Origin of the sequence: Amycolatopsis sp. NBC_00348, assembly GCF_036114655.1 — a bacterium.
In the GTDB taxonomy this organism is placed as follows: domain Bacteria; phylum Actinomycetota; class Actinomycetes; order Mycobacteriales; family Pseudonocardiaceae; genus Amycolatopsis.
Map to the genome: position 1 here is coordinate 9648826 of NZ_CP107994.1, position 21186 is coordinate 9670011.

Annotated in this window: 13 protein-coding genes and 3 rRNA genes; 12 read left to right on the forward strand and 4 right to left on the reverse strand. The window is 67.1% G+C overall.

Annotated features, from left to right (window positions below; all coding sequences use genetic code 11):
• Positions 1 to 45: 45 nt before the first annotated feature.
• Positions 46 to 648, forward strand: a complete 603-nt coding sequence (locus OHS58_RS43570) for a hypothetical protein (RefSeq protein ID WP_328646167.1) — start codon at positions 46 to 48, stop codon at positions 646 to 648.
• Here OHS58_RS43570 and OHS58_RS43575 read toward each other — a convergent pair.
• Together OHS58_RS43575 and secA2 are read right to left on the reverse strand one after the other, a co-directional pair.
• The gene (locus OHS58_RS43575; protein WP_328646168.1) at positions 632 to 1192 is read right to left on the reverse strand and encodes an RNA ligase 1 family protein; all 561 of its coding nucleotides are present in this window, start codon (positions 1190 to 1192) and stop codon (positions 632 to 634) included. The two genes, OHS58_RS43570 and OHS58_RS43575, sit on opposite strands and share 17 nt — an antisense overlap.
• Positions 1193 to 1270: 78 nt before the next feature.
• Positions 1271 to 3613 carry an accessory Sec system translocase SecA2 gene (gene secA2, locus OHS58_RS43580; RefSeq protein WP_328646169.1) on the reverse strand — a complete coding sequence of 781 codons (2343 nt, stop codon included), beginning with the start codon at positions 3611 to 3613 and terminating at the stop codon, positions 1271 to 1273.
• 149 nt (positions 3614 to 3762) lie between these two features.
• Here secA2 and OHS58_RS43585 point away from each other — a divergent pair, with 149 nt between their 5' ends.
• Complete coding sequence (locus OHS58_RS43585) at positions 3763 to 5331, forward strand: alpha/beta hydrolase (RefSeq protein ID WP_328649950.1); 1569 nt, start codon at positions 3763 to 3765, stop codon at positions 5329 to 5331.
• On the forward strand, positions 5328 to 6818 hold the full coding sequence (locus OHS58_RS43590; RefSeq protein WP_328646170.1) for an alpha/beta hydrolase: 1491 nt from the start codon (positions 5328 to 5330) through the stop codon (positions 6816 to 6818). Before OHS58_RS43585 ends, OHS58_RS43590 begins: the two co-directional genes overlap by 4 nt.
• Here the strand turns inward: OHS58_RS43590 and OHS58_RS43595 are convergent.
• Positions 6815 to 7477 carry an LppX_LprAFG lipoprotein gene (locus OHS58_RS43595; RefSeq protein ID WP_328646171.1) on the reverse strand — a complete coding sequence of 221 codons (663 nt, stop codon included), beginning with the start codon at positions 7475 to 7477 and terminating at the stop codon, positions 6815 to 6817. The genes OHS58_RS43590 and OHS58_RS43595 overlap by 4 nt on opposite strands.
• Before the next feature lie 87 nt (positions 7478 to 7564).
• Between OHS58_RS43595 and OHS58_RS43600 the strand changes: the two genes are divergently transcribed.
• The 6 genes from OHS58_RS43600 (at position 7565) to rrf (ending at position 17405) form a co-directional block, all read left to right on the forward strand.
• Positions 7565 to 8845 carry an MFS transporter gene (locus tag OHS58_RS43600; protein ID WP_328646172.1) on the forward strand — a complete coding sequence of 427 codons (1281 nt, stop codon included), beginning with the start codon at positions 7565 to 7567 and terminating at the stop codon, positions 8843 to 8845.
• A gap of 62 nt (positions 8846 to 8907) precedes the next feature.
• The gene (glnA, locus tag OHS58_RS43605; protein WP_247061234.1) at positions 8908 to 10251 is read left to right on the forward strand and encodes a type I glutamate--ammonia ligase; all 1344 of its coding nucleotides are present in this window, start codon (positions 8908 to 8910) and stop codon (positions 10249 to 10251) included.
• Complete coding sequence (locus OHS58_RS43610) at positions 10251 to 11810, forward strand: amidase (RefSeq protein ID WP_328646173.1); 1560 nt, start codon at positions 10251 to 10253, stop codon at positions 11808 to 11810. Before glnA ends, OHS58_RS43610 begins: the two co-directional genes overlap by 1 nt.
• Positions 11811 to 12243: 433 nt before the next feature.
• Positions 12244 to 13759: ribosomal RNA gene (locus tag OHS58_RS43615) — 16S ribosomal RNA — on the forward strand.
• 326 nt (positions 13760 to 14085) lie between these two features.
• A 23S ribosomal RNA gene (locus OHS58_RS43620) occupies positions 14086 to 17207 on the forward strand.
• 81 nt (positions 17208 to 17288) lie between these two features.
• Positions 17289 to 17405 (forward strand): 5S ribosomal RNA (rrf, locus tag OHS58_RS43625).
• The 16S, 23S and 5S rRNA genes sit together here, the layout of an rRNA operon.
• Positions 17406 to 18144: 739 nt before the next feature.
• On the opposite strand, the gene OHS58_RS43630 is transcribed toward rrf, so the two are convergent.
• Positions 18145 to 18597, reverse strand: coding sequence for an Lrp/AsnC family transcriptional regulator (locus OHS58_RS43630; RefSeq protein WP_328646174.1), 453 nt, complete (start codon positions 18595 to 18597; stop codon positions 18145 to 18147).
• A gap of 112 nt (positions 18598 to 18709) precedes the next feature.
• Here OHS58_RS43630 and OHS58_RS43635 point away from each other — a divergent pair, with 112 nt between their 5' ends.
• From OHS58_RS43635 to OHS58_RS43645, 3 genes are all read left to right on the forward strand, one after another.
• On the forward strand, positions 18710 to 19159 hold the full coding sequence (locus OHS58_RS43635; protein ID WP_328646175.1) for a rhodanese-like domain-containing protein: 450 nt from the start codon (positions 18710 to 18712) through the stop codon (positions 19157 to 19159).
• A gap of 19 nt (positions 19160 to 19178) precedes the next feature.
• Positions 19179 to 19928, forward strand: a complete 750-nt coding sequence (locus OHS58_RS43640; protein ID WP_328646176.1) for a type 1 glutamine amidotransferase — start codon at positions 19179 to 19181, stop codon at positions 19926 to 19928.
• 94 nt (positions 19929 to 20022) lie between these two features.
• Positions 20023 to 21156 carry an inorganic phosphate transporter gene (locus OHS58_RS43645; RefSeq protein ID WP_328646177.1) on the forward strand — a complete coding sequence of 378 codons (1134 nt, stop codon included), beginning with the start codon at positions 20023 to 20025 and terminating at the stop codon, positions 21154 to 21156.
• Positions 21157 to 21186 lie beyond the last annotated feature (30 nt).

The window sequence follows — 21186 nt, forward strand, 5'->3', positions numbered from 1 at the left end:
TCGGACGAACCGGGCAGCCGGGTTCGCCGTAGGGGAGGGACCACCTTGACGTATCCGCCGCAGCCACCGCCCGGCCAGTACCCGCAGCAGGGCTACCCACCGCAGCAGCCCGGCCAGGGCTACCCACAACAGGGTTACCCGCAGCAGGGCTACCCGGGCCAGGGCTATCCCCAGCAGGGCTACCCGGGCTATCCGCCGCCGAAGAAGGGCAACGGCCTGCTCATCGGCCTGCTCGCCGGCGGTGGTGGCCTGCTGGTCGTGATCTTCCTGATCACCGGGTTCGTCGCGCCCGGCTTCCTGGTCTCCGACGGCCGGGACAGCCGCACGACCGCCGCCGACGGCCCGCCGCTCGACCTGAACTCGGGCAGCGTCGCCGCGGGCAAGTTCATCCTCGCCGTCCTGGGCGACGACGCGGTCATCGGTCGCCAAGCCGCCTGCGCGTCCGCCGAAGGCGTCGTCGCCGCCGCGGTGCGGACGCTCGGCAGCCGCAACGCGCATCTCACCGCCGGCTCACCCGTCCAGAGCGGCGCGGACGAGATCCGCGTCCCGCTCGACGGCACCATCGGCAGCCGGTCGGTGCACGGCGAACTGCAGGTGACGCGCATCCAGGAGCACTACTGCATTTCCGGGGTCACGACGCCGTCGTGACCGCCGCGGCGTCGCGGTGCTTGAGCTTCGCCATCCGCCCGTCACGGTGGTGCCAGACGACGCCCTCGAACTCCGGGTGCGCCAGCAGCCACGTCATCAGCCCGTCGAAGTCGCGCGGCACATCGCCGAACTCCTCCGCGGTCGCGTGCCGCACCAGCCGGTGGACGCCGAGCTGCTCCGGATCGCCGTTGACCTTCGGGCCGCACAGCTCGTAGGTGCCCGGCACCTCGCCGACGAGGCCGTCGCGGGCCTCGTCGAAGAACTTCGCGAACGCCGACTGCGCGACCGGCTCCCAGCCGACGGTCTTCCCCGTCTCCGGGTCGGTCTGGACGGCCTCGAACCCGGCGGGCGCGCTCTTGCCCGGCTTCACCTCGCGCCGTGCCCACCACTCGCCGGACTCGTCGAGCCGGACGCAGGTGCCGTCGTACTTGCGGGTGGGCACGCCTTGGCCGTCGAGCACCCACTGGCACGCGGGGTGCACTTCGCGGGTCACCCGCCGGAGGTCTTCGGGGTCGCGACGGAACAGCGTCGGGATCTTGCGCATGCCCCGATTCTCCCGGCCCGGGCAAACGAGAAAACCCCCGCTCGGCCGAACCGAGCGAGGGTTTTTCCGGGAAAAGGACTACTTGCGCTTGATCATGCTCCGGACCTTCTTGATGGTCTGCTCGAAGTCGGAGTCGAACGGGTTGTCGTGCACCAGGTAGGTCCACGTCGTGTTCGCCCGCCGGACGCCGGCGTCGCCGAGGTCGATGCCGTCGTCGGTCAGCTCGGCCTCTTCGAGGGTCTTCGCCGCGCGCGAGTTCGCCTCGTTGATGATCTTGTGGAACTCCGGGATCGCCGCGCGGTGGAACTCGTCGAGCGGCGTCTCCCGGGCCAGCGCCCGCAGGTGGATGCTCTCGCGGACGTCGGTCAGGTACGCCAGGTGGTCCGACCAGAGCTGGTCGACGTGGAACAGCAGCACCTCGCGGCTGAGCTGCTCCACCTTCTCCTGGTCGTCGCCCAGCTTCTCCTTCAGCTCACCGAACTTCTCGGCGTGCGCCTTCTCCAGCTGCTCCGCCGCGTACCCGGTGCGAAGCACCTTGTCGCGGTGGGTCAGCAGGTCACGCCGCTGCCGTTCGATCAGCCGCGTGTAGCGCCAGGTGTTGCGGTGGATCTCCAGGTCGACGCCCTCGGCGACGCGCTGGGCGTGGTTGAGCTGCCGCAGCGCCGCGTTGTCGGTGATCTCGCCGGTCTCCTCGTCGTCGGTGATGCCCTCGGGCACGTCCGGCGCGTTCGACAGCACGAGCTCGTCGTTGAGGCTGGCGAAGAAGATCGCGCTGCCCGGGTCACCTTGACGGCCGGAGCGGCCGCGCAGCTGCCCGTCGAGCCGGCTCGACGGGTACCGCGCGGTGCCGATGACGTGCAGCCCGCCCAGCTCGACGACCTCTTCGCGGGTCGCGCCGTCGGTGCCGCCCAGCCGGATGTCGGTACCGCGCCCGGCCATCTGGGTCGAGACGGTGACCGCGCCCTTCTTGCCGGCCTCGGCGATGATCGACGCCTCTTCGGCGTCGTTGCGCGCGTTGAGCACGACGCACTCGAGGTCGACCTTCGCCAGCTTCTCGGCCAGCTCCTCCGACTCGGCGACGTCCTGCGTGCCGACGAGGATCGGCCGCCCGGTCTCGTGGACCGTGCGGATCTCCTCCTCGATCGCCCGCAGCTTCTGCGACGGCGACGCGAAGACCCGGTCCTCCTGGTCTTCGCGGACGTTCGGGGTGTTCGGCGGGATGACCGCGACCTCGAGCTCGTAGAACTCGCGCAGCTGCTCGGCGACGGCGACCGCGGTACCGGTCATGCCTGCGACCTCGGGGTAGCGCGCCAGCAGCGCCTGGACGGTGATCGAGTCCAGGATCTCGCCGCGGTCGGTCGCGGTGACCTGTTCCTTCGCCTCGACGGCGGCCTGGAGGCCGTCCGGCCAGCGCTGCAGCTCGGCGACGCGGCCGCGGGCGGCGTTGATGAGCTGGACCTTGCCGTCGCGGACGAGGTAGTCGACGTCGCGGGTGAGCAGCGCGTGCGCGTGCAGCGCGACGTTCACCGCGGGGAGCCGGTCCGAGGCCGCGTCGCCGTAGAGGTCGTCGACCTCCAGGCCGAGCGACTTCGCGACCACCGAGGCACCGGCGTCGGTCAGCCAGGCGTTGCGGCCTTCGCTGTCGGTCTCGTAGTGCAGGTTGAGCCGCAGCCGCCGGACGACCTTGGCGACCTCGTCGTCGGCGTCGGTGTGGTCGATCGAGCCGGCCATCACCAGCGGGACGCGGGCCTCGTCGACCAGCACGGAGTCTGCCTCGTCGACGATCGCGACCTCGGGGTCCGGCTGGACCAGGTCGTCGACCTTCGAGACCAGGCGGTCGCGCAGGACGTCGAAGCCGATCTCGGCGACCGCGCCGTACGTGACGTCCTTGGCGTAGGCCTCCTTGCGCTCCTCCTGGGAGTGCGCCGGTTCGACCCAGCCGACCGACACGCCGAGCAGCGCGTAGACCGGGCCCATCCACTCGGCGTCGCGGCGCGCCAGGTAGTCGTTGACCGTGACGACGTGGGCGCGCTTGCCGCGCAGTGCGTACCCGGCCGCGGCCAGCGCCCCGGCGAGCGTCTTGCCCTCACCGGTCTCCATCTGCACGACGTGCTTGCTGAGCAGGCCCATCGTGCCGAGGATCTGGACGTCGAACGCGCGCTCGCCGAGCGCTCGCCGAGCGGCCTCACGACCGAGCGCGCACACCTCGATCAGGTGATTGTCGCCGAACGCGGTGTCCTTCAGCGTCGCGCGAAGCTTCCCGGCCCGCTCGGTCAGCTCCTCGTCGGAGAGCTTCTCGAGCTCGGGTTCGAGCTTCTCGACTGCGGGCAGCAGTGCTTCGTAGCGGGTCAGCTCGACGCTGCCCGGACGCTGGATGATCCGGCGGAGCCGTTTGCCCACCCGGCTGATCAGTGCTGCCACCCCTGGTCTCCCGTTCTCTCTCGCTCGACCGGCCTGCCCCACCCAACGTGGCGGTGGTGCGTTCGAGTTCCGCGGCCGGATGGGACGATCCAACCGTGTTCCCTCATCCCAGCGCCAGGTCCCGTAGTCGCACGATCACCGCGATCGCGGTGTCCGCGCTGCTCGCGGCCTCGCTGACCGCCTGCACGTCCACCGGCAAGACCACGCCGCCGTCGCCGACGACCGAGTCGCACCCGCCGTCCGGGCCGGTGCCCGCGGGGCTGGAGCGGTTCTACGGTCAGAGCCTGACCTGGGCCGACTGCGCACCTTACGCGACGTCGGAGGACGCGAGGTCGGCGTTCCAGGCGAAAGACATCCAGTGCGCGCGGCTGACCGTTCCGCTGGACTACGCGAAACCGGACGGAACGACCATCACGCTCGGCCTGCTCCGGCACAAGGCGACCGACGAGGGATCGCGGATCGGGTCGCTGGTGGTCAACCCGGGCGGACCGGGCGCCTCGGGCATGGTCGCCGCCGCCGGGCTGATCAAGCCGGCGTCGAACACGGACCTCGCCAAGCGCTTCGACCTGGTCGGCTTCGACCCGCGGGGGATCGGCGCGAGCCAGCCGATCATCCGCTGCCTGACCGACCAGGAGCGGGACGCCGACCGCGCCGACGACAGCGAAACCGACGGCTCGCCGCAGGGCGTGCTCAAGCAGGAAGCGCAGGAAAAGGACTTCGCCGCCAAGTGCGCCCAGCGCACCGACGACGGCACCGGGCTGCTCGCCAACGTCGGCACCCGCGACGTCGTCAAGGACCTCGACGTCCTGCGCTCGGTCCTTGGCGACGAGAAGCTGACCTACCTCGGCTACTCCTACGGCACCCGGATCGGGTCGACCTACGCCGAGGCGTTCCCGAAGAACGTCCGCGCGATGATCCTCGACGGCGCGGTCGACCCGGACCAGGACGCCGTCGAGTCGCTGGTCGCGCAGGGCCAGGGCTTCGGCGGCGCGTTCACGCAGTTCGCGAAGTCGTGTACCGCTCAGCAGGACTGCGCGCTCGGGCAGGACCCCGCCGCCGCGGTGCAGGTGTTCCAGGACCTCGTCCGGCCGCTGATCGACTTCCCGGTGCCGGTCGGCGACGGCCGCAAGCTCTCCTACGAGGACGCGACCACCGGCGTCATCCAGGCGCTCTACCAGGAGAGCCTCTGGGACGCGCTGAACACCGGCCTCAACGAGCTGAAGCAGCAGCGCGGCGCGACGCTGGAGAAGCTCGCGGACATCTACAACGAGCGCGACACCAGCGGCAAGTACGGCACCACGCAGGACGCCTTCACCGCGATCCGCTGCGTCGACGACCCGCGCGTCACCGACCCGGCCGTCATCCTCAAGGCGCAGGAGGAGTACGTGCAGGTCGCGCCGTTCCTCGACGACGGCCGCCCGGCGAGCGCGGCCCGCGACGCGTGCGCGTTCTGGCCGGTCCCGAACACCTCGGAGCCGCACGTGCCGAACGTCGAAGGCCTGGCGAAGACGCTGGTCATCTCGACGACGAACGACCCGGCGACGCCCTACCAGGCCGGCGTCAACCTCGCGAAGGGCCTGAAGGGCGCGCTGCTCACCTTCGAGGGCACCCAGCACACGGTGTTCCTGCAGGGCATCTCGTGCGTGGACCAGGCGGGCAACGACTACCTGGTCGACGGCACGCTCCCGGCGGAAGGCACGCGCTGCAAGGGCCAGTGAGGGCGGCCGCGCTGCTGGGCGCGGCCCTGGTGCTGACGGCGTGCACGAGCGTTCCGGCGCCCGGGCCGTCGTCGTCTCAGGCCCCTGACCTGCGGAAGTTCACCGGGCAGCAGCTCGCCTGGACGTCGTGTTCGGCGGACGCGTCGCTGGACTGCGCGCACCTGACCGTGCCGCTGGACTACGCGGAGCCGGCGGGGGAGACGGTGACCGTCGGGCTGCTGCGGCACAAGGCCGGGAAGCAGCGGATCGGCTCGCTGGTCGTCAACCCGGGCGGACCCGGCGGCGCGGGGACGTCGATGGCGGCGTCCCTGGCGAAGTCGCCCGCGGCCGCGCCGCTGCTGGACCGGTTCGACCTGGTCGGCTTCGACCCGCGCGGCGTCGGCGCGAGCGAGCCGCGGATCACCTGCAGGACCGACGCCGAGCAGGACGCCGACCGCGCGTCCGACGTCGAAAGCGACATGTCGCCCGAAGGGGTGAAGAAGCAGCTCGCCGAGACCACGGCGTACGGCGCGAAGTGCGCCGAAGCGACGAAGTACGGCAAAGCGTTCCTCGCGAACGCCGGCACGCGGGACGTCGTCCGCGACCTCGACGTCCTTCGCGCGGCTCTCGGCGACGAGAAGCTGACCTACCTCGGCTACTCGTACGGCACGCAGATCGGCGCGGCCTACGCGGAGGCGTTCCCGCGCAATGTCCGCGCGCTGCTGCTCGACGGCGCCGTCGATCCGGCGCAGGACATCGCGGAATCCCTGGTCACGCAGATGGCGGGCTTCCAGGACGCCTTCACCGAGTTCGGCAAGTGGTGCGCGGCCCGCCGCGACTGCGCTCTCGGCCGCGACCCCGCCCGCACGACCGAGGCCTTCCAGCGGCTCGTCCGGCCGCTGGTCGCGAAGGCCGTCCCGGCCGGCTCCCGGAAGCTCTCCTTCGAGGACGCCGTCACCGGCACGTTCGCCGCGCTCTACGCCCGCGGCGACTGGCCCGCGCTCGACGGCGCGCTCACCGAGCTGGCCGGCGGCACCGGCCGGGCCCTGCTGGCCTTCGCCGACGGCTACTACGGCCGCGACCGCGACGGCCACTACGGCGGCGGGATCGACGCCTACTTCGCCGTCCGCTGCGTCGACCGTGCCCGGCTGACCGACCGGGCCGCGATCGACCGCGCGCACCAGCGGATGCTGGCCGGCGCGCCGTTCCTGGCCGGCGGCAGCCCGGACACCAGCGAGCTGGACATCTGCTCGACCTGGCCGGTCCCGCCGACGTCGGCCGAGCACGCCCCGCACGCCGACGGCCTGCCGAAACCCCTGGTCGTCTCGACCACGCACGACCCGGCGACGCCGTACCAGCAGGGCGTCGACCTCGCAAAGGACCTCGGCGGCGTCCTGCTCACCTACGAAGGCGTGCAGCACACGGTCTTCCTCGACGGCAACACGTGCGTCGACCGCGCCGGCGTCGCGTACCTGATCGACGGGACCGCCGCCGAAGCTCGCTGCTAACCGAGGTCGACGGGCTCGTTCTGCCCGGTCAGCGACAGCTCGAACATCACCGGGCTGAGGTGGTCACCGGCCGGCGGCACCTGCACCCACAGCCGGACGAACCGCCGCGGCCCGTCGGCCGAGACCCACACTTTGACGATGATGTCGGCGTTCACCTGCGCCAACACGCTGTGCGCCACGGCCGCGGGCACCCGGCCGCCGACCCGCAGGGCCGCGGCGCCGTCGACGTTCTCCTTGCCCTCGGTCTTCGCGTCGGTCACGCCGTCGAGCAGCCGTTTCAGCCCGGCGGACGGCCCGAGGAAGCGGCCCACGGCGTCCGTCTCGGGGATCCGGCCGCGAGCGACGTCGGGATCGGTGCTCACCTCTCCGTCGCGCACGGTGAAGCGGAACTTGACGTGGCCCTCGCCGTCCTGGACGTCGGCCGTGCCGGTCGCGCCGCCGCCGGCGTCGAGGGTCGCGTCGCCGTCGATCTGCCGCAGCGGGAAGCCGGGCAGGACGCCGTTGACCCCGGCCGCGAAGTGCACGCTCCGCACCGACGCGAACGACGTCGCCGCGTCGCGGACCAGCTCGGCACCCGCGGGGAACGGCCCACGCGTGTCCGGCGAGCCGGTGCACCCGGCCGTCAACAGGACCACGAGCAGCAGGGCGATGCGGGACATCCGTCAAGACTAGCCGTGGCCGGATCCTTGCGGAGGATGTCCTTCAGGCCACTTCCACCGGGAGGCGCGCGCGATGACACTTCACGAGTGACTGTCGAGACCCGCCCTGCCCCGAAGCTGCACCGCGCCTGGCTGATCGCCGGTGCCGCGTTCGTCGCGCTGCTCGCCTCCGCCGGCTTCCGGTCCGCCCCCGGCGTCCTCATCGACCCGCTGCACCAGGAGTTCGGCTGGTCGACGGCCACGATCAGCTCGGCCGTCTCGGTCAACCTCGTGCTCTACGGCCTCTTCGCGCCCTTCGCGGCCGCGCTGATGGAGCGGTTCGGCATCCGCCGCGTCTCGGCGACGGCGTTGTTCGTCATCGCCATCGGCGCGGCCGGCACGGTGTTCATGACCGCGAGCTGGCAGCTGATCCTCTGCTGGGGCGTGCTGATCGGCGCGGGCACCGGCTCGATGGCGATGAGCTTCGCGGCGACCGTCGCGGCCCGGTGGTTCGTCCGCAGCCGCGGCGTCGTCACCGGCGTGCTGACCGCGGCGGGCGCCACCGGCCAGCTGATCTTCCTGCCGCTCATCGCCAACCTCGCCGTCGGCTCCGGCTGGCGCACCGCGTCGCTGGTGATCGCCATCGCCGCGCTCGCCGTCGTCCCGGTGGTCCTGCTGCTCATCCGCGACCACCCCGCCGACGTCGGCACCACGGCCTACGGCGCGCCCGCCGACGCCGAGGTCGCCCGCCCCGCCCCGAAGAGCGGCTCCGCCCGCCGCGCCCTGTCCGTCCTGAAGACGGCGGCCCGCACCCGGACGTTCTGGCTGCTCGCGGTCGGCTTCGCGATCTGCGGCGCGACGACGAACGGCCTGGTCGGCACCCACTTCGTCCCGGCCGCCCACGACCACGGCATGCCCCAGACGACCGCGGCGGGCCTGCTGGCCCTGGTCGGCGTCTTCGACGTCGTCGGCACGATCTTCTCCGGCTGGCTCACCGACCGCGTCGACCCGCGGATCCTGCTCGGGATCTACTACGCCCTGCGCGGGCTCTCGCTGGCCATGCTGCCGCAGCTGTTCACCGACTCCGTGCAGCCGAGCATGTGGGCGTTCATCCTGTTCTACGGCCTCGACTGGGTGGCCACGGTCCCGCCGACGGTCGCGCTCTGCGTCCGCGCCTTCGGCGAGGCCGGCCCGATCGTGTTCGGCTGGGTCTTCGCCTGCCACCAGCTGGGCGCCGCGTTCGCCGCCTCGGCCGCGGGCCTGGTCCGCGACCAGCTCGGGAACTACACGCTGGCCTGGTATTCGGCCGCTGTCCTGGCGATCATCGCGTCCGTCGCGTCGCTGGCCGTCAAGCGCGCGAAGAAGCCCGTTCCGGTGCCGGCGAACTGACCTTCGTCACCCTCGGCGCGTCGTGAAACATCCCGTTAACACGCTGTCGTTAGGGTGCGGCCATGGATCGCCAGCAGGAATTCGTGCTCCGCACGCTCGAGGAGCGCGACATCCGTTTCGTCCGTCTCTGGTTCACCGATGTGCTGGGGTTCCTCAAGTCCGTCGCGGTCGCGCCGGCCGAGCTCGAGGGCGCTTTCACCGAGGGGATCGGCTTCGACGGCTCGGCCATCGAAGGGTTCGCGCGCGTCTACGAATCCGACATGGTCGCCAAGCCGGACCCGGCCACCTTCCAGGTGCTGCCCTGGGAGACCCCGGACGGCAGCCCCTACTCGGCCCGGATGTTCTGCGACATCGCGATGCCGGACGGCTCACCGTCGTGGGCCGACCCGAGGCACGTCCTGCGGCGTCAGCTCTCGAAGGCGGCCGAAGCGGGCTTCACCTGCTACGTGCACCCCGAGATCGAGTTCTTCCTCCTGGCCAACCTGCCCGACGACGGCAGCGAGCCGGAGCCGGCGGACAACGGCGGGTACTTCGACCAGGCCAGCCACGCCACGGCGACGCACTTCCGGCGCCACGCCATCGAGACCCTCGAGGCGATGGGCATCTCGGTCGAGTTCAGCCACCACGAGGGCGCGCCGGGCCAGCAGGAGATCGACCTCCGCTACGCCGACGCCCTGACCATGGCCGACAACGTGATGACGTTCCGTTACGTCGTCAAGGAGGTCGCGCTGACCCAGGGCGTGCGCGCGACGTTCATGCCGAAGCCGTTCACCGACCAGCCCGGCTCCGGGATGCACACCCACGTCAGCCTCTTCGAGGGTGATCGCAACGCCTTCTACGACGCCGAGGACCCGCACGAGCTGTCGGAGACCGGCAAGGCGTTCGTCGCCGGCCTGCTGCACCACGCCAAGGAGATCTCCGCGGTCACGAACCAGTGGGTGAACTCCTACAAGCGCCTGATCAGCGGAAGCGAGGCGCCGACGACCGTTTCGTGGGGCCGGGCGAACCGCTCCGCGCTCGTCCGGGTGCCGATGTATTCACCCGGAAAGGCGTCATCCCGTCGGGTGGAAGTCCGTACCCTGGACTCCGCGTGCAACCCGTACCTCGCGTACTCGGTCATCCTGGCCGCCGGGCTCAAGGGGATCGAGAAGGGGTACGAGCTGCCGCCTCCTGCCGAGGACAACATCTGGCAGCTGAGCGACTCCGAGCGGCGCGCCGCCGGTTACGCGCAGTTGCCCCAGAACCTGGGGGAAGCCCTGTCGGAGATGGAGAAGTCCGAGCTCCTGCCGGAAGCACTCGGCGAGCACGTCTACGACTTCTTCCTCCGGAACAAGCGCGCCGAATGGGACAACTACCGGAGCGCGGTCACCCCGTACGAGCTCCGCACGCTGTTGCCGGTGCTCTGATGGGGCGGCGGCCGGTGTTCCTCGCGATCCTGGCCGCCGCACTCGTGCTCGTCCCCGCCGCGCCCGCCGCGTCGGCGTCCTCTTCGCGCTTCGACCTCGACTCGGCCGACATCCCGGCGCTGCAGGCGCGGATGGCGGCCGGCCGGCTCAGCGCGGTGGGGCTCACCGGGCTCTACCTCGACCGGATCCACCAGGTAGACGGCAAGGTCAACGCCGTGCTCGCGGTCAACCCGGCGGCGCTGGGGCAGGCTCGTGAAAGCGACGCCCGCCGTCGCGCGCACCGCCTGCGCGGGCCGCTCGACGGCATCCCGGTGCTGGTCAAGGACAACGTCGGCACCCGCGACCAGTGGACGACCGCCGGCTCGCGGGCCCTGCGCAGCTACCCGGCGAAGGACGCCACGCTGATCACCCGGCTGCGCAACGCGGGCGCGGTGATCCTCGGCAAGGCGAACCTGTCCGAGTGGGCGAACTTCCGCGCCGCGAAGCCGACGTCGGGCTGGTCGGGCGTCGGGGGCCAGACCAGCAACCCGTACGTGCTGGACCACAACCCGTGCGGGTCGTCCGCCGGCTCCGCGGCCGGCGTCGCCGCGTCGCTGGCCCAGGTCGCGATCGGCAGCGAGACCGACGGCTCGATCGTCTGCCCGGCGGGGATGACGGCGACGGTCGGCCACAAACCGAGCCTCGGCCTGGTCAGCCGCACCGGCGTGGTGCCGATCTCCGCCGAGCAGGACACCGCCGGCCCGATCGCCCGCAACGTCGTCGACGTCGCGCTCACGCTGTCCGCCCTCCAGGGGCGCGACCCGGCGGACCCGGCCACCGCGCAGTACCCGCGCACCCAGCCGGCGGACTACGCGAAGCTGCTCCGGCCGGGGGTCCTGCGCGGCGCCCGGATCGGCCTCTGGCGGTTGCCGGTGCTCGGTCCGCAGACCGACGCGGTCATGACGTCCGCCCGGAACTCCCTGGTCAAGGCCGGTGCGACGGTCGTCGAAGTGACCCCGCCGTACCAGGACCGGCTCGGCGAGCTGGAGTTCCCGGCGCTGCTCACGGAGTTCCACCGCGACATCGACGCCTACCTGGCGACCCGCCCGCGGGGGCCGCGGAACCTGGCCGAGCTGATCGCCTACAACCGCGCCGACCCGCTGGAGCAGACCTGCTTCGCCGGCCAGGAGCTGTTCGAGCAGGCACTGGCCGCGCCGCCGCCGACCGACCCCGGCTACCTGGCGGGGCGCGCCGAACTCTCGGACCTCGCTCGCCGGTCGCTCGACGAGACGCTGGCGAAGTACCACCTCGACGCGATCGCGTCGCCGACCAACCCGCCGGCGTGGAAGACCGACTGCGCGACGGGCGACGACGACGTGATCCCGTCCTCGACACCGGCGGCGGTCGCGGGCTATCCGGACGTCACCGTGCCGGCCGGGTTTGCCGGACCCCTGCCCGTGGGTATCTCGTTCATGGGTGCGCGGTGGTCCGACGGCCGGATGCTGGCCCTCGCGGCGGACTTCGAGCGGGTCGCGCCGACCCGTGTCCCGCCGCGGTATCTGCCGACGTTGCCGCAGTAGCCCTGCGTACACGTTCTGACCTGCGATGACACCGTTAAGTGACCCCCCTGTCGGGACCGGTTTCGGGGCATGTAAAGTTCTCCAAGTCGCCAGGAACACCGGGTCACACCGGGGCCGCAAGCCCCGGAGATCAGGACGGGACGAGCGGGTTGACACCGCGAATCGGACCGGGTAATGTTCAGCGTCGGCCCACGAGCGGCCGCCGAATCACTACGACTAACCTCGTAGACTGAGGCATGCTCGACCAAAAGTTTGTGAATATCGCTTGGAACAATCGCCGAGGGTGAAGCCACTGATAAGGTGGCGGATTCCGGAGTGTGTTGCTTGAGAACTCAACAGTGTGCTAGTGAACTAAGCCAGTAGAGCTTATATATAACCTCGTATGAGGTTCCTTTGAGAATGATTGAGTACATAGTCTCGATCAAACTATTCATTGTTGGAGAGTTTGATCCTGGCTCAGGACGAACGCTGGCGGCGTGCTTAACACATGCAAGTCGAACGATGAAGCCTTCGGGTGGATTAGTGGCGAACGGGTGAGTAACACGTGGGTAATCTGCCCTGCACTCTGGGATAAGCCTTGGAAACGAGGTCTAATACCGGATATCACAACGCTTCGCATGGAGTGTTGTTGAAAGTTCTGGCGGTGCAGGATGAACCCGCGGCCTATCAGCTTGTTGGTGGGGTAGTGGCCTACCAAGGCGACGACGGGTAGCCGGCCTGAGAGGGTGACCGGCCACACTGGGACTGAGACACGGCCCAGACTCCTACGGGAGGCAGCAGTGGGGAATATTGCACAATGGGCGAAAGCCTGATGCAGCGACGCCGCGTGAGGGATGACGGCCTTCGGGTTGTAAACCTCTTTCGCCAGGGACGAAGCGCAAGTGACGGTACCTGGATAAGAAGCACCGGCTAACTACGTGCCAGCAGCCGCGGTAATACGTAGGGTGCAAGCGTTGTCCGGATTTATTGGGCGTAAAGAGCTCGTAGGCGGTTTGTCGCGTCGGCTGTGAAATCTGGAGGCTTAACCTTCAGCGTGCAGTCGATACGGGCAGACTTGAGTTCGGTAGGGGAGACTGGAATTCCTGGTGTAGCGGTGAAATGCGCAGATATCAGGAGGAACACCGGTGGCGAAGGCGGGTCTCTGGGCCGATACTGACGCTGAGGAGCGAAAGCGTGGGGAGCGAACAGGATTAGATACCCTGGTAGTCCACGCTGTAAACGGTGGGTGCTAGGTGTGGGCGACATTCCACGTTGTCCGTGCCGTAGCTAACGCATTAAGCACCCCGCCTGGGGAGTACGGCCGCAAGGCTAAAACTCAAAGGAATTGACGGGGGCCCGCACAAGCGGCGGAGCATGTGGATTAATTCGATGCAACGCGAAGAACCTTACCTGGGCTTGACATGCGCCAGACATCCCCAGAGATGGGGCTTCCCTTGTGGTTGGTGTACAGGTGGTGCATGGCTGTCGTCAGCTCGTGTCGTGAGATGTTGGGTTAAGTCCCGCAACGAGCGCAACCCTTATCCTACGTTGCCAGCGCGTTATGGCGGGGACTCGTGGGAGACTGCCGGGGTCAACTCGGAGGAAGGTGGGGATGACGTCAAGTCATCATGCCCCTTATGTCCAGGGCTTCACACATGCTACAATGGCTGGTACAGAGGGCTGCGATACCGCGAGGTGGAGCGAATCCCTTAAAGCCGGTCTCAGTTCGGATCGCAGTCTGCAACTCGACTGCGTGAAGTCGGAGTCGCTAGTAATCGCAGATCAGCAACGCTGCGGTGAATACGTTCCCGGGCCTTGTACACACCGCCCGTCACGTCATGAAAGTCGGTAACACCCGAAGCCCATGGCCCAACCCCTCGGGGAGGGAGTGGTCGAAGGTGGGACTGGCGATTGGGACGAAGTCGTAACAAGGTAGCCGTACCGGAAGGTGCGGCTGGATCACCTCCTTTCTAAGGAGCACAACACATCCACGTTCCCGGGATACCCGGACCAAGAGCGTGGGGTGGGCACGGTTTAACACTCGAATGCAGTGTTGCCGGGCTTGCTCAAGGAATTGTGGAACTACTGGTTATGGTCACTCTTGGTTGGCAATGCCTCCTCTAGTACTGGTCCGCAAGGATCGTGGAACGGGTAGCCGGCGCCTCGGAGGGTGATTGTTTGCTATGCACACTGTTGGGTCCTGAGGCAACACGCCTTAGGGCTTACACAGCCTGGGAATGTGGTTTGTTTCTGGTGTGGTGTTTGAGAACTGTAGAGTGGATGCGAGCATCTTTGTGGTCAAGTTGTTAAGGGCACATGGTGGATGTCTTGGCTTCAGGAGCCGATGAAGGACGTAGGAGGCTGCGATAAGCCTCGGGGAGCTGTCAACCGAGCTGTGATCCGAGGATTTCCGAATGGGGAAACCCAGCACCAGTGATGTGGTGTTACCCGCACCTGAATATATAGGGTGTGTGGAGGGAACGCGGGGAAGTGAAACATCTCAGTACCCGTAGGAAGAGAAAACAACCGTGATTCCGTGAGTAGTGGCGAGCGAAAGCGGAAGAGGCTAAACCGATTGCATGTGATACCTGTCAGGGGTTGTGTAGTCGGTGTTGTGGGACCCGCCTTGAAGGAACTGACATTTCTTCGGAATTGACGCATGGGTTAGTGGAACGCCTTGGGATGGGCGGCCGGAGTGGGTGAGAGCCCCGTACGCGAAAACTTGTGTTGTTGTTCTTGGTGGTGTTCCCGAGTAGCAGCGAGCTCGTGGAATTTGCTGTGAATCTGCCGGGACCACCCGGTAAGCCTAAATACTTCCTGAAGACCGATAGCGGACTAGTACCGTGAGGGAAAGATGAAAAGTACCCCGGGAGGGGAGTGAAAGAGTACCTGAAACCGTGTGCCTACAAGCCGTCAGAGCTGTAATGGTGATGGCGTGCCTTTTGAAGAATGAGCCTGCGAGTTAGTGCTGCGTGGCGAGGTTAACCCGTGTGGGGTAGCCGTAGCGAAAGCGAGTCTGAATAGGGCGAATGAGTCGCGTGGTCTAGACCCGAAGCGGAGTGATCTACCCATGGCCAGGGTGAAGCGACGGTAAGACGTCGTGGAGGCCCGAACCCACTTAGGTTGAAAACTGAGGGGATGAGCTGTGGGTAGGGGTGAAAGGCCAATCAAACTCCGTGATAGCTGGTTCTCCCCGAAATGCATTTAGGTGCAGCGTCGCATGTTTCACCACGGGGGTAGAGCTACTGGATGGTCTAGGGGCCTTACCGGGTTACCGAAATCAACCAAACTCCGAATACCGTGGTGTGAGAGTGCGGCAGTGAGACGGCGGGGGATAAGCTTCGTCGTCGAGAGGGAAACAGCCCAGAACACCAGCTAAGGCCCCTAAGTGTGTGCTCAGTGGGAAAGGATGTGGGATTGCCCAGACAACCAGGAGGTTGGCTTAGAAGCAGCCACCCTTGAAAGAGTGCGTAATAGCTCACTGGTCAAGTGGTCCTGCGCCGACAATGTAGCGGGGCTTAAGCACACCGCCGAAGCTGTGTCATTGACACAATAGATCCACTTGGGCTCTTGAAGTCCTTGTGTAGTCGTGTTGATGGGTAGGGGAGCGTCCTGCACCCAGGGAAGCCGTGGCGGAAGCTAGCGGTGGAGGGTGTGGGAGTGAGAATGCAGGCATGAGTAGCGAATGCAGAGTGAGAAACTCTGCCGCCGGATGACCAAGGGTTCCTGGGCCAGGCTAATCCGCCCAGGGTAAGTCGGGACCTAAGGCGAGGCCGACAGGCGTAGTCGATGGACAACGGGTTGATATTCCCGTACCCGAGCATGTGCGCCCATGACGAGGCGTTTGATACTAACCACCCAAAGCCATGTCCCAAAGTCTTCGGATGGAGGGGTGTGTGTGGAGCGTGGGACCTGATTTCGTAGTAGTCAAGCGATGGGGTGACGCAGGAAGGTAGCTCCGCCAGGCGATGGTTGTCCTGGTGTAAGCGTGTAGGAGAAAGCATAGGCAAATCCGTGCTTTATATACTCTGAGACGTGATGCGTAGCCGTTTGAGGTGAAGTAGAGTGATCCTATGCTGCCGAGAAAAGCCTCTAGTGAGTGCATGCACGGCCCGTACCCCAAACCAACACAGGTGGTCAGGTAGAGAATACTAAGGCGATCGGGTGAACTGTGGTTAAGGAACTCGGCAAAATGCCCCCGTAACTTCGGGAGAAGGGGGGCCAAACATCCTGAAGTCCTTTACGGACTAGGGGTGGGTGGCCGCAGAGACCAGCGGAAAGCGACTGTTTACTAAAAACACAGGTCCATGCGAAGTCGCAAGACGATGTATATGGACTGACGCCTGCCCGGTGCTGGAACGTTAAGAGGACCGGTTAATCCCTTCGGGGGTGAAGCTGAGAATTTAAGCGCCAGTAAACGGCGGTGGTAACTATAACCATCCTAAGGTAGCGAAATTCCTTGTCGGGTAAGTTCCGACCTGCACGAATGGCGTAACGACTTTCCGGCTGTCTCAACCACAGGCCCGGCGAAATTGCACTACGAGTAAAGATGCTCGTTACGCGCGGCAGGACGGAAAGACCCCGGGACCTTTACTATAGTTTGGTATTGGTTTTCGGTTCGGCTTGTGTAGGATAGGTGGGAGACTGTGAAGCGGTGACGCTAGTTACTGTGGAGTCATTGTTGAAATACCACTCTGGTCGAATTGGGAATCTGAACCTCGGGCCATGATCTGGTTCAGGGACAGTGCCTGATGGGTAGTTTAACTGGGGCGGTTGCCTCCTAAAGAGTAACGGAGGCGCCCAAAGGTTCCCTCAGCCTGGTTGGCAATCAGGTGTTGAGTGCAAGTGCACAAGGGAGCTTGACTGTGAGACAGACATGTCGAGCAGGGACGAAAGTCGGGACTAGTGATCCGGCACCACCTGGTGGAAGGGGTGTCGCTCAACGGATAAAAGGTACCCCGGGGATAACAGGCTGATCTTGCCCAAGAGTCCATATCGACGGCATGGTTTGGCACCTCGATGTCGGCTCGTCGCATCCTGGGGCCGGAGTAGGTCCCAAGGGTTGGGCTGTTCGCCCATTAAAGCGGCACGCGAGCTGGGTTTAGAACGTCGTGAGACAGTTCGGTCCCTATCCGCCGCGCGCGTAGGATACTTGAGGAAGGCTGTCCCTAGTACGAGAGGACCGGGACGGACGAACCTCTGGTGTGCCAGTTGTCCCGCCAGGGGCATGGCTGGTTGGCCACGTTCGGAAGGGATAACCGCTGAAGGCATCTAAGCGGGAAGCCTGTTCCAAGATGAGGTATCCCACCCTTTGTGGGTTAAGGCCCCCAATAGACCATTGGGTTGATAGGCCAGATATGGAAGCACAGTAATGTGTTGTCGAGTTGACTGGTACTAATAGGCCGAGGACTTGTCTACGAAGGTGTTACGCATCCACTCTACGGTTCTGAAACACCACACGGCCCTCTGTTTTTGGGGGGTGTGGGTGTTTGATAGTGTTTCGGTGGTTTTAGCGTCAGGGAAACGCCCGGTCCCATTCCGAACCCGGAAGCTAAGCTTGACAGCGCCGATGGTACTGCAACCGAAGGGTTGTGGGAGAGTAGGACACCGCCGAACATTTCGTTGAGAAGGGCCTGGCCCGGTCGAGAACACTAGTTCTCCCGAGCCAGGCCCTTTTCTCATGCCCAAAACCAGGTGCCGCCGGCACCACGACCGCCCCGTGTCAACCCTCCCATCACACGAGTTGACCTTCCAATCACGTGTTGACCCGCTGATCACGCGAGTCGGCTCTCCAGTCACGCGAGTTGACCCTTCACACACGCGGGTCGGCGGTCTGGTCGCGTGGTGACCCGTGAATCACGGGTGTCGACTGCCTGATCACGGGTGCCAACCTCTGGATCGCAGGTGGCCGGCGCTTCGGTCGCGGGAGCCGACCGTCGAGGTACGCGAGCCGACTGTCTGGGTACGCGAACCGACCGGTCGGGTATGTAAGCCGACTGTCTGGGAACGCGAACCGACCGGCTGAGTGCGTGAGTCGACTGGCTGGGGACACGAGCCGACTCTTCGGGCGCGCGAGCTGCCCTCGCGCGGTGCGCGAGTTCCGGCCTCAATCACGCGAGATCTGCCTGGAAACACGTGGATCCCGGCCGGATCACACGAGTCCCGCCCGGGATCACGCGAGATCCGGCCACAATCACGCGGGATCCGTACGAGATCACGCGAGTTGCGGCTCCGACCACCCCTGCTCCGACCTCGCGATCCGGGTGATGCCCGCCGGATCACCGGTGATGCCCGCCCGGTCACGCGAGATGCCCCGCGGATCACGCGCGATGCCTCCCCCGTCACGCGAGATGCTTCAATCCGGCCGGCCCCGCCGGGCCAGGGGGCGGCGGCGCAATGGTGATGACAGCACCAGTGACGTCGTCGTCTCGCCGTAGCGCTGCACCTTCTCCACCAACTCCTCCAGCTCCGCCGTGTTCCGGCACAGCACCCGCAGGATCCAGCACTCGTCACCCGTGATGTGGTCCGCGGCGATGACCTCCGGCAGTGGCAGCACCGCCGTCCGGAAGCGGGGTGTGTCCAGGCTGCGGACCCTAGCCCGGACCAACGCCTCGATCGGCAGTCCCAGCTTCGTCGTGTCCACGGTCGCCGCGTAGCCCGTGATCACTCCGCGCTCCTCGAGACGGCGGACCCGTTCCGTCACCGCGGACCCCGACAGCGACACCCGGCGGCCCAGCTCCGTGAAGCTCAGCCTGCCGTCGTCCTGGAGGAGCTCGATCAGGTGCCAGTCGACGTCGTCGAGGTCCACCGCACATCTCCCAAGTCAGCAGGGGCGGAAACAGGGAAATCCCAGGCCGGCGACGGCCTTCACCCCGATTCTGCCCTGTGTCCGCGACGCCGTGATCAGCAGGATTGTCCCCATGACACGCACACTTGCCTTCCCCGCCGCCGCGCCCGCCGAGGCCGTTGCCTACTTCAGTGCCGAGCTCGGCTTCGAAGTCGATCCGGACGACCTCGCCCGGGATCTCGACGCCGGCCGCGTCGAGGGTTACGTCGTCGTCGAGACCCGTGCTCCCGAAGCCTTCGCTCAGGCGCACATCCCCGGCGCGATCAACCTGCCCTACCGCGACATGACGCCCGAGAACACCGCGCACCTCGATCGCGACCTCGTCTACGTCTGCTACTGCGAAAGCATCAACTGCAACGCCGCCACCAAGGGAGCGCTCAAGCTCGCCGAGCTCGGCTTCCAGGTGAAACGGCTCTCCGGCGGCATCACCAGCTGGATCGCCGCCGGCTACCCGGTCGATAAGACGGACCACCAGCCCGGCGAAGCAGCACAGGCAGCGGCCGGGATTCGCTGCGCCTGCTGACGCACCTACCCTGGAAGGCGTGACACGACTGCTGATCATCCAGCCGGACGTCTCGGACCCGCTCGGTCCCCTCGGTGACTGGCTGACCGAGGCCGGCGCGGACCTCGACGTCCGGCTCCCGCCCGGGCAGGACCTGCCTGCCGATCTCGACGGCTACGCCGGCGTCGTCTGCCTCGGCGGCAACATGGGTGCGGAGGACGACGCGAAGCACCCGTGGCTCGCCGACGTGCGACGCCTGCTGGCGAAGGCGGCGTCGAGGCAGCTCCCGACGCTGGGGATCTGCCTCGGCGCCCAGCTGCTGACCGTCGCGACCGGGGGCCGCGTCGAGGTCGGGCGCGACGGGCCGGAGATCGGCCCGCACCTCGTCTCGAAGAAGGACGCGGCGTGGACCGACCCGCTCTTCGCCGAGCTGCCGCTCATGCAGGACGTCCTGCAGTTCCACAACGACTCGATCACCCGGCTCCCGCCCGGCGCCGAACTGCTCGCATCCGCTCCGCGCTACCAGTTCCAGGCTTTCCGGTTCAACCGGTGTGTCTACGGTGTCCAGTTCCACATCGAGACGACGCCCGAGGTCGTCGAGAGCTGGGCCGTGGATGAGCCCGAAATGGCGGAGCTGGCCCGCCCGGGAGCGCTCGACCACGACAAGTTGATCACCGTGCACAACGACATCGCCGAGACGTGGCGGCCGTTCGCGCAGCGGTTCGTCCGATTGGCGTCCGGGGAGCTCCAGCCCGCCGCCGACAGTCAACGCTCGTTACCGCTGGCTTAACGGACAGCGTCACAATCGGCAACGGGCTGTTAACAACCCGCGTCCCTCGTCAGGTACCTTGCGGTTAAGTCCCCACAAGGGTTCGGAGGTCGGGGTGGACCCCTCGTTGCTGGTCGTCATCGTGGTCGTCACCGCATTGGTCTTCGACTTCACGAACGGGTTCCACGACACCGCGAACTCGATGGCGACGTCGATCGCCACCGGGGCCCTCAAGCCCCGGGTGGCCGTCGCGATCTCCGCGGTGCTGAACCTGGTCGGCGCGTTCCTGTCGGTCGAGGTCGCCAAGACGATCTCCAGCGGCCTGGTGGACGACACGAAGATCGGCCCGTCGATCGTGTTCGGCGGGCTGATCGGCGCGATCGTCTGGAACCTCGTGACGTGGTTCGTCGGGCTCCCGTCGAGCTCGTCGCACGCGCTGTTCGGCGGCTTGGTCGGCGCCACCTGGGTTTCGGCGGGCGCGGACTCGGTCCACTTCGGAAAGATCGTCGAGAAGGTCCTGCTGCCGGCGGCCGCGTCGCCGGTCATCGCCGGCCTCGTGGCCCTGGTCGGGACGTACCTGGTCTACCGCTTCCTGGTCCGGAACCGGCCGGCCACGCGCGGGTTCAAGGTCGGCCAGATCGTCTCGGCGTCGCTGGTTTCGCTGGCCCACGGTACGAACGACGCGCAGAAGACGATGGGCGTGATCACGCTCACGCTGGTCACCGCCGGTAGCCTCCCGCCCGGTGCCGCTCCGCCCGTGTGGGTGATCATCAGCGCCGCCTGCGCGCTGGCCGCGGGCACCTACCTCGGCGGCTGGCGCATCACGCACACCCTCGGCAAGGGCCTGACCGACATCGAGGGCCCGCAGGGCTTCGCCGCCCAGACGAGCTCCGCGCTCGTCATCCTGGTCTCGTCGCGGCTGGGTTTCCCGCTGTCGACGACGCACGTGTGCTCCGGCGGCATCGTCGGCTCCGGCGTCGGCCGCCGCGAGGCGCCGGTCCGCTGGCGGATGGCGGGCCGGATGGTCGTCGCCTGGCTGTTCACCCTGCCCGCGGCCGCGATCGTCGGCGCGGTCTCGGGCAAGATCGCTTCGCTCGGCAGCGCGGGCACCATCGCCGTCGGCGTGGTCGGAATCAGTGTGGGTGCCGGGATCTGGCTGCTCTCGCGCCGCCACCCCGTCACCGCGCACAGCTTCCAGGTCCCCGAGCCGACGCCGGCCGACACCGAGCCGGGACGCCTGGCCGCCTGAGCCGGAATCACGAGGCCGTTGCGGCTACGG